Below are 10047 nucleotides of genomic sequence, written 5' to 3' on the forward strand. Positions count from 1 at the left end.
AAGCTCAAGGAGCTGGTATAGCTATATTAGAAAAGGATTTAACACCAGAATCTTTAAACGAAGCTGTATTTAAATTACTTGGAGATAAGGAATTACTTATAGATATGTCAAATGCAGCTAAAAAAATTGGTAAGCCAGAAGCCATCGATTTAATATACGATGAAATTATGAAGGCTTATAATGAATCACCAAATGCAAAAAATAAAAAAGAAGCAATAGTAAAAGAAGAAAAAGAAGCTTCAGTTGAAAAATCTAAAGAGGATTCAAAAGTTATAGGAATAAAAAAGAAATAAATTAAAATAACATAATAAAAGATATAGGCTAGCAAAAACTACTCTATATCTTTTTTATTTGCAATAAAAAATTTATGGATATATAACGAGATAAATAAGTTTATCTATCGAAATCATATGAAAAATATCTGATTTTAATATAAATTTGTTTAAAAAAAATAAATTTATATGTAGGAGATAAAAGTAGCTGTGTAGTATTTAAAATTAATAACTTATATTGGAGTGATTTCGATGAAAAAGAAAAAAAATAAAAGAAGAAAAATCAGAATAAATAGATTGATTACTTTACTGCTATTTGTTTTTATGATTTGCTTTGGTATTATAGTATTTATAAAAAGTGATTTTTTTTCTTTAAAATACGTAAAAATAGTAAATAATAATATCCTTACAAAATCAGATATAAGTCAACTATCTAAAATTACAGTTGGGAAAAATATATTTACATATGATTTAAAAAAAATAAAATCAAATATTGAAGAAAATTCGTATGTTGAAAACATATCTATAAAAAGAAAACTTCCAAATTCATTGATAATAAACGTCAAAGAGAAAGATATAATGTGTGCCTTAAAGGATAAAAATGAAAATTATTATTATATTGATAAAAATATGAAATATGTGGATAAAATAGATGAAGATGATATAAAAGATAGATATCCTATCGTAGGAATGGATTTTTCTTACCACAATAAACAAATAAATTATAAAAATAAAAGTGATAAAAAATATTTAAATTTATTAATGAAAAATATAAAAACTCAGGGATTAGATAAAAAAGTTAAAGCAGTTGATTTTTTTGACGATAATCAAATCGATATTGATATAGATAAAAATATAAAAGTAGTTATTTTGAAGGATAAAAATATCGATTATAATATGTATAAATTGACAAAAATTTTACTGGATTTAGAAAAACAAAATATTCACTATGGAAAAATTGATATGACTTTTTCAAAATATACATTATATACATATCAATAATAATATTTTAAAATTAATAATATATAAGTTGTACATTATTATAAAAAACTTAACAAATTAAATGAAATAAATGATATAATATATTATGTTATAATTTAAAATGGCTTTTTTTTTAAAAAAAATAGATTTTAAGTTTAATTTAACGAATATTTGAAAGAAAAATAATAAAATAGTTATTTATTTAAGAAATATACGTTAAACATTTAAATATTAAATGATATAATAAAACTATATATAGAAATAAATCATGAGAGAGGGAGGTTTCAATATGTTAAGTTTTGATTTAGAAACTGACAATAATGCTAAAATAAAGGTATTTGGCGTTGGTGGCGGTGGAAACAACGCTGTTAATAGAATGATCGATGAGCAAATAAAAGGAATTGATTTTATAGCAATTAATACTGATAGACAAGCATTAGTGACTTCAAAAGCAGAAAACCAAGTTCAAATAGGAGAAAAGCTTACAAGAGGATTAGGAGCAGGTGCTGACCCTGAAATAGGAAGAAAAGCAGCAGAAGAAAGTAAAGAACAAATAGAACAATTACTACAAGATACTGATATGGTATTTGTTACTGCAGGAATGGGCGGTGGAACAGGTACAGGAGCAGCTCCAGTAGTAGCTCAATTAGCAAAACAAAAGGGAATTTTAACAGTAGGTGTTGTAACTAAACCTTTTGGATTTGAAGGTAAGGTGAGAATGAAAAATGCAGAAGCTGGTATTGAAGAATTAAAGGCAAATGTAGACACATTAATCACTATACCAAATGATAGATTATTAGAAGTAGTCCAAAAAAATACATCTATACTAGATGCATTTTCTATAGCTGATAACGTATTAAAACAAGGTATACAATCTATATCAGATTTAATAAAGGTTCCAGGACTTATAAACTTAGACTTCGCAGATGTTACATCTATAATGAAGGAAAAAGGACTAGCTCATATGGGTATAGGTAGTGCAAGTGGAGAAAATAGAGCTATAGAAGCAGCTAAAGAAGCAATACAATCACCACTTCTTGAAACATCTATAAGAGGAGCAAAAGGTGTTTTACTTAATGTAACAGGAGGACCTAGCTTATCATTATTTGAAGCAAATGCAGCTTCTAACTTGATAACTGAATCATGTGACCCAGATGCAAACATCATATTCGGTGCATCTATTAGAGAAGATTTAGAAGATGAAATAATGATAACTGTTATAGCTACAGGATTTGATAACGCTCCACAAGGTGGATATGTAGAACCTACTCCAATTAAGAAAACTGAAATACCACCAGTAGCTAAACCAGCACCAAAGCCAGAACCAAAACCTGAACCAGTTAGAGAAGTAGAACCTGTGGTTGAAGCAAAACCAGAGCCTATTAAAACATCAAGTGACTGGGATGATGAAATGGAAATACCAACTTTTTTGAGAAATAAAAGAAGATAATTTAAATAAAGTAAAAAAACTTCCGATATTAATTTGGAAGTTTTTTTATTTATGCTAAAAAATATAATTTTTAGATTAACTATTTTGTGAGAAAAAATGTAGGGAACCGATCTAGATTTTAACAGTTCCCAAATAAAAAATAATTATAAAATAATACTATATTAATATAATATATTTTAATAAAAAAAATATCGATAATAAAAAATAAGTTTTTTTAAAAATTTATTTTTTATTATATCTTATTTTATATGTTTAACTAAAATTATTAATTAAATTTTTAGAATTTACAAAAATTTTTGAAAACATTTTGTTTTCGTTATTATAACAATGTAAAAATATTTTAAATTTCAATATAATATATAAATAAGATTATGTACGAATGTTTTCTTGATAAAAAATTAAACATAATAAGTACATAAATTGACATTTTTTCAGATTGACATTCATATTAAAAAAATAAGGAGGGATAAATATGTTAGAACAGTCTTATTATGAAAAGACAGATGAGATTATAAAACATCATGGGTCTAAGGCAAATTCTTTGATATCAGTTATGCAGGATGTACAGGCTGAGTATCGTTATTTGCCAGGAGAATTGCTTTCTTACATTGCAGATAAGCTAGGCATACCGTTAGCAAAGGCATATAGCGTTGCAACATTTTACGAAAATTTTTCTTTTGATCCAAAGGGAAAATATGTTATCAAAGTATGCGATGGTACAGCATGCCATGTACGTAAATCAGTTCCAGTAAGAGAGGCGTTGGAAAAACATTTAGGTCTAGGAAAAGGTAAACGCACAACTGACGATATGATATTTACTCTAGAAATAGTATCATGTTTAGGTGCTTGTAGTTTTGCCCCAGTTATGACTATAAATGATAAGGTACATCCAAAGATGACTCCAGACAAAGCTATAGAAATAATTGAAGAGCTTAAGAAAGGAGAGTGCCAATAAGTGAAGAAAATAGAAAATAGAGAACAATTACAGGCTATTCGTAAAAAAGCAAAAGAAAAAATTGATGCAACTCCTATACGTATATTAATTTGTGGAGGTACTGGTTGTATATCAGGTGGATCACAATTTATATACGAAAAAATGAAAGATTTAGTTGGTGACAACGAGAATGTAGAGATAACACTTCAGCCACATGTTCCACATCCACAGGTCAAAAAAACTGGATGTCATGGTTTCTGTGAAATGGGTCCTTTAATGAGAATTGAACCTTTAAACATATTTTATGTAAAGGTTCGACTTGAAGATTGTGAAGAAATTTACAATGAAACAATTTTAAATAAAAAAGTAATAGACAGATTGATTTACAAAGAAAATGGTAAATCTTATATAAACCAAGAATCTATACCTTTCTATAAAAAGCAAACTCGTATAGTTCTTAAAAACTGTGGTCATATAGATGCAGAGAATATAGAAGAGTACATAGCAGTTGGTGGATATAAAGGCTTAGAAAAAGTTTTATTTGACATGACTAAAGAAGAAGGATTAGATGAAATGTTAAAATCTGGACTTAGAGGCCGTGGTGGTGCTGGCTTCCCAACAGGTAAAAAATGGGTAGAGGTTGCAAAACAGCCAGGTACTGAAAAATATGTAGTATGCAATGGTGATGAAGGTGACCCAGGAGCATTTATGGATGGAAGTGTCATGGAAGGCTACTCTCATAAGATGATTGAAGGTATGATGATAGGTGCTTATTTAGTAGGCGCTAAAAACGGATATATATATGTTCGTGCAGAATATCCATTATCAGTTGAACGTCTAAGAATAGCTATATCACAAGCTGAAGAATATGGGTTACTTGGAGATAACATATTAGGAACTGACTTCAGTTTTAGACTACATATCAATAGGGGTGCAGGAGCTTTTGTTTGTGGTGAAGGTAGCGCATTGACAGCATCTATTGAAGGCAATCGAGGTATGCCAAGAGTTAAACCACCTCGTACTACTGAAAAAGGATTATTTGCAAAACCTACAGTACTAAACAACGTTGAAACTTATGCAAACGTACCTATGATAATACTCAATGGAGCTGACTGGTTTAGAAAAATTGGTACTGAAGGAAGTCCAGGTACAAAAACATTTTCCTTGACAGGTAGTATCAAGCATACAGGATTGATAGAAGTTCCAATGGGAACTACTCTAAGAGAAATCATTTACGATATAGGTGGTGGTATTAAAGACGACGTTCCATTCAAAGCTGTACAAATAGGCGGCCCATCTGGTGGATGTTTAGTAGAGAAACATTTAGATTTACCATTAGATTTCGATTCAGTTAAAAAATTAAATGCTATAATGGGTTCTGGTGGGCTTGTTGTAATGGATGAAACAAGTTGTATGGTAGATGTAGCTCGTTTCTTTATGAGTTTCACTCAAAGAGAATCTTGCGGTAAATGTATTCCATGCCGTACAGGAACTAAGAGAATGCTTGAAATATTGGAAAAGATAACTGAAGGAAAAGGTACTTTAGAAGACTTAGATAAATTAGAACAAACTGCCCATATAGTAAGAACGATGTCTCTATGTGGTCTTGGAAAGAGTGCTCCACTTCCAGTTATAAGTACATTAGAATTATTTAGAGATGAATATGAAGAACATATAGTTGATGGTAAATGTAAAGCTCATATATGTTCAGCATTAAAATCTTACAAAATTGATCCAGATAAATGCAAAGGATGTACTAAATGTGCAAGAAATTGTCCAGTTGATGCTATTACTGGAGAAAAGAAGCAACCTCATGAAATTGATACTACTAAATGTATTAAATGTGGTACTTGTCTTGAAGGATGTAAATTCGATGCTGTATATGTTGAATAGATATATTTATCATAAAATAAAATTATTAAAAAAAATAGAAATATAAAATAAGATTAAAATTAATAAAAAATAATTATAAAATAATACGATACGAAAAAATTTAATAATATGATAAATTAATAAAATTTGAAGATTATATAAAAATAATTAGGAGGAAATAGTATGGTTAAATTAACTATAGATGGAATCCAGGTTGAAGCTGAAAAAGGTACTAGTATATTACATGCAGCTGAAAGCGTTGGAATTGAAATCCCTACGCTTTGCTATATAAAAGATTTATTACCAGATGGTTCTTGTAGAATGTGTACGGTAGAAATAGAAAGCAGGGGCAGAACAAAAATGGACACTGCTTGTAATGCACAAGTTGCTGAAGGGCTTGTTGTAACTACAAACAGTGAAAAAGTCAGAAATGCAAGAAGAAATGTTCTAGATATGTTATTATCAAACCATAAAACTGATTGTTTCTCTTGTCCATCAAATGGAGATTGTAAACTTCAGGATTTATGCTATGAATACGGAATAGAAAGAACTACTTATGAAGGTGAACAAACTGAATTACCAATAGATGATACTAATCCATTCTTTAAATATAATCCAAACCTTTGTATTTTATGCCATAGATGTGTAAACACTTGTCATAAATTAGTAGGACGTGGAGCAATAGACACTATGCAAAGAGGATTTGATTCAAAGATAGGAACACCATTTAATGTAAGTTGGGCAGATACTAACTGCGAATCTTGTGGAAACTGCGTTCAAGCATGCCCAACAGGCGCTCTTACAATGAAGAGAAGAAAGAATTATCGTAAATACCAAATAGATAAGAAAGTCTTGACTACTTGTTCACACTGTGCAACAGGATGTCAATATTATCTATTAGTTAAAGATAATAAAATAGTTGATGTCGAAGCGGCAAATGGTCCATCAAATAAAGGCTTACTATGTGTTAAGGGGCGTTCAGCAAGTTTTGATTTTGTTCATTCAGAAGAAAGAATAAAATATCCTTTAATTAAAAATCATGAAACAGGAGAATTTGAAAGGGCTACTTGGGATGAAGCGTTAGATTTAGTAGCTTCTAAATTCTTAGAAATAAAAGAAAACTATGGAGGAGACGCATTAGCAGGTTTTGCATGTTCTCGTTCAACAAACGAAGATGTATATATGATGCAAAAGCTAGTACGTTGTGGATTTGGAACAAACAACGTAGATAACTGTGCTCGTGTCTGACATGCTCCAACTGTCGCAGGTCTTGCGATGACACTAGGCTCAGGAGCCATGACTAATACAATAGCAGATACAACAGGAAAATCAGATTTAATAATGTTAATTGGATCTAATCCAGAAGAAGCACATCCAGTTATCGGTATGCAAATACGTCAAGCTATTGCTAACGGTACTAAACTTATAGTAGTAGATCCTCGTGATATAGATTTAGCTAAAAAAGCTGATATCCATATAAAAATAAAACCAGGTACGAATGTTGCATTTGCTAATGGCATGATGCATGTAATTATAGAGGAAGGACTTCAAGATTTAGATTTTATAAATTCTCGTACTGAAGGTTATGAAGAACTAAAAGAAATAGTTGAGGATTATACTCCAGAAAAGGTAGCTGAAATATGCAATATAGATGCGGATGATTTAATAAAAGCAGCTAGAATGTATGCTAAAGCTGACAAAGCTCCAATTATGTACTGTTTAGGTGTTACTGAACATTCAACTGGTACTGAAGGAGTCATGTCTATATCTAATATGGTGATGTTAGTTGGTAAATTAGGTAGAGAAGGTTGCGGTGTTAACCCAATACGTGGACAAAATAACGTACAAGGTGCTTGTGATATGGGTGCCATGCCTACTGATTTCACAGGATATCAAAAAATTAATAATCCAGAAGTATTAGCTAAGTTTGAAAAAGCTTGGGGAACTAAATTGAATCCAAAAGTAGGTATAAAAGCAACTGAAGTATTCCCAGCTGCTATAAAAGGCGATATCAAAGGTTTATTTATATTTGGAGAAGATCCAGTTGTAACTGATGCAGACACTAATCATATTATTAAAGCTTTAGAAAGCTTAGATTTCTTAGTAATAGATGAATTGTTTATGACTGAAACAGCTCAATATGCTGACGTTATATTACCAGGTGTAAGTTACGCTGAAAAAGAAGGTACATTCACTAATACAGAAAGACGTGTTCAAAGAGTACGTAAAGCTGTAGAATTAGAAGGTGAAATGAGATTAGATACTGATATATTCATAGATTTAATGAATAGAATGGGATATCCACAGCCTTATTTAACTGCATCTGAAATAATGGATGAAATAGCTTCAGTAACTCCAAGTTTCGCTGGTATAAGCCATAAGAGACTTGACGAAGTTGGAAGCTTACAATGGCCAGGTCCAAGTAAAGATCATCCAGGGACACCTATACTACATGTAGGTAAATTTACTAGAGGACTTGGGTATTTCTATCCAGCTCAATATGTTCCATCTGCTGAGTTGCCAGATGATGAATATCCATTTATACTTATGACTGGTCGTGTATTATATCACTACAATGCCAGAGCAATGACTGGTAAGACTCCAGAATTAGTACAAATATCTAATAAATCATTTATAGAAATAAACGAAAAAGATGCTGAAGCTATAGGAGTTAAAGATGGTGATAAAGTAAAAGTTTCTTCAAGACGTGGTAAAATCGAAACTACTGCAGTTGTTGGAACAAAAGTATCTCCAGGTGAAACTTGGATGCCATTCCACTTCCCAGATGGAAATTGTAACTGGTTGACAAATGCCGCTCTTGATAAATTTGCAAAAGCACCAGAATATAAAGTATGTGCTATTAAAATTACAAAAGCATAGAAAAGTTGAATCAGTATAAAGTATGTTATATGTATCATATATAAAGCAAATAACGTACCCTTAAACATGAGTTTATTACATTAGAAATAAATAGTGTAAATTAAAGATACTCGATGAAAATTTATAAAAACTAAATTATATTGGATTGTATCACAGTTTTGATGCTGTGATACTTTCCAAAAATATATAATTAGTTTTTATAATATATAAGCAAATTAGATTTTCTTATATAAATAAGGGAGGAAATAAGATGGTACGTTTAACTATAGATGGTAAAGCTGTAGAGGCTGAAAAAGGAACATCAATTTTACATGCTGCAGAATCTGTTGGCATTAAAATACCTACTTTATGTTATATAAAAGATTTGTTACCAGATGGTTCGTGTAGAATGTGTATGGTAGAAATCGAAAATAAAGGAAGAACAAAAATGGAAACTGCTTGTAATGCACAAGTAGCTCAAGGGCTTGTTGTAACTACAAACAGTGAAAAAGTCAGAAATGCAAGAAGAAATGTTCTAGATATGTTATTATCAAACCATAAAACTGATTGTTTCTCTTGTCCATCAAATGGAGATTGTAAACTTCAAGATTTATGTTATGAATACGGCATAGAAAGAACTACTTATGAAGGTGAACAAACTGAATTACCAATAGACGATTCTAATCCATTCTTGACATATAATCCAAACCTTTGTATTTTATGTCATAGATGTGTAAACACTTGTCATAAATTAGTAGGACGTGGAGCTATAGACACTATGCAAAGAGGATTCGATTCAAAAATAGGAACACCATTTAATGTAGATTTAACAGATACTAGCTGTGAATCTTGTGGAAACTGTGTTCAAGCATGTCCAACAGGCGCTCTTACAATGAAGAGAAGAAAGAATTATCGTAAATATCAAATAGATAAGAAGGTCTTGACTACTTGTCCACACTGTGCAACAGGATGTCAATATTATTTATTAGTTAAAAATAATAAAATAGTTGATGTTGAAGCAGCAGATGGTCCATCAAATAAAGGTTTACTATGCGTTAAAGGTCGTTCAGGAAGTTTCGATTTCGTTCATTCAAAAGAAAGAATAAAATATCCTTTAATCAAAAATCATGAAACAGGAGAATTTGAAAGAGCTACTTGGGACGAAGCATTAGATTTAGTAGCTTCTAAATTCTTAGAAATAAAAAGAAAATATGGATCTGACGCATTAGCAGGTTTTGCTTGTTCTCGTTCACCTAACGAAGATTGCTACATGATGCAAAAATTAGTTCGTTGTGCATTTGGAACAAATAACGTAGATAACTGCGCTCGTGTTTGTCACTCTGCATCAGTTGCTGGTTTAGCTATGACTTTAGGTTCAGGAGCGATGACTAACCCAATCGAAGATATAACTAAAAATCCAGACGTTATAATGTTAGTTGGATCTAACCCAGAAGAAGCACATCCAGTTGTCGGCATGCAAATACGTCAAGCTGTACAAAGAGGTTGTAAACTTATAGTAGTTGACCCTCGTGATATAGATTTAGCTAAAAAAGCTGATATACATCTAAAATTAAAACCAGGTACAAATGTTGCATTTGCTAATGGTATTATGCATGTAATCATAGAAGAAGGACTTCAAGATATGGACTTCATCAATGAACGTACTGAAGGTTATGAAA

6 protein-coding genes and 1 pseudogene are annotated in these 10047 nt (G+C 30.7%); all 7 read left to right on the forward strand.

Going from position 1 to position 10047, the window contains the following annotated elements; translation table 11 throughout:
- Positions 1-293 (forward strand): annotated as a pseudogene (locus tag MR593_RS11325) (undecaprenyldiphospho-muramoylpentapeptide beta-N-acetylglucosaminyltransferase); the annotation flags it as partial.
- A 231-nt stretch (positions 294-524) separates the two neighbouring features.
- Positions 525-1274: a cell division protein FtsQ/DivIB gene (locus tag MR593_RS11330; protein WP_290692934.1), complete on the forward strand. Its 750-nt coding sequence runs from the start codon at positions 525-527 to the stop codon at positions 1272-1274.
- 268 nt (positions 1275-1542) lie between these two features.
- Positions 1543-2703 carry a cell division protein FtsZ gene (gene ftsZ / locus MR593_RS11335; protein ID WP_290692936.1) on the forward strand — a complete coding sequence of 387 codons (1161 nt, stop codon included), beginning with the start codon at positions 1543-1545 and terminating at the stop codon, positions 2701-2703.
- Positions 2704-3175: 472 nt separating this feature from the next.
- Positions 3176-3658, forward strand: coding sequence for an NADH-quinone oxidoreductase subunit NuoE family protein (locus MR593_RS11340; RefSeq protein WP_290692938.1), 483 nt, complete (start codon positions 3176-3178; stop codon positions 3656-3658).
- Positions 3659-5530 carry an NADH-quinone oxidoreductase subunit NuoF gene (locus MR593_RS11345; protein WP_290692940.1) on the forward strand — a complete coding sequence of 624 codons (1872 nt, stop codon included), beginning with the start codon at positions 3659-3661 and terminating at the stop codon, positions 5528-5530.
- A gap of 162 nt (positions 5531-5692) precedes the next feature.
- Complete coding sequence (gene fdhF, locus MR593_RS11350; RefSeq protein ID WP_290692942.1) at positions 5693-8389, forward strand: formate dehydrogenase subunit alpha; 2697 nt, start codon at positions 5693-5695, stop codon at positions 8387-8389.
- 250 nt (positions 8390-8639) lie between these two features.
- Positions 8640-10047 (forward strand): molybdopterin-dependent oxidoreductase (locus tag MR593_RS11355; RefSeq protein WP_290692944.1); only part of this gene is annotated, 1408 nt, incomplete at its 3' end.

Origin of the sequence: Intestinibacter sp. (assembly GCF_022780145.1) — a bacterium.
Taxonomy (GTDB): domain Bacteria; phylum Bacillota; class Clostridia; order Peptostreptococcales; family Peptostreptococcaceae; genus Intestinibacter.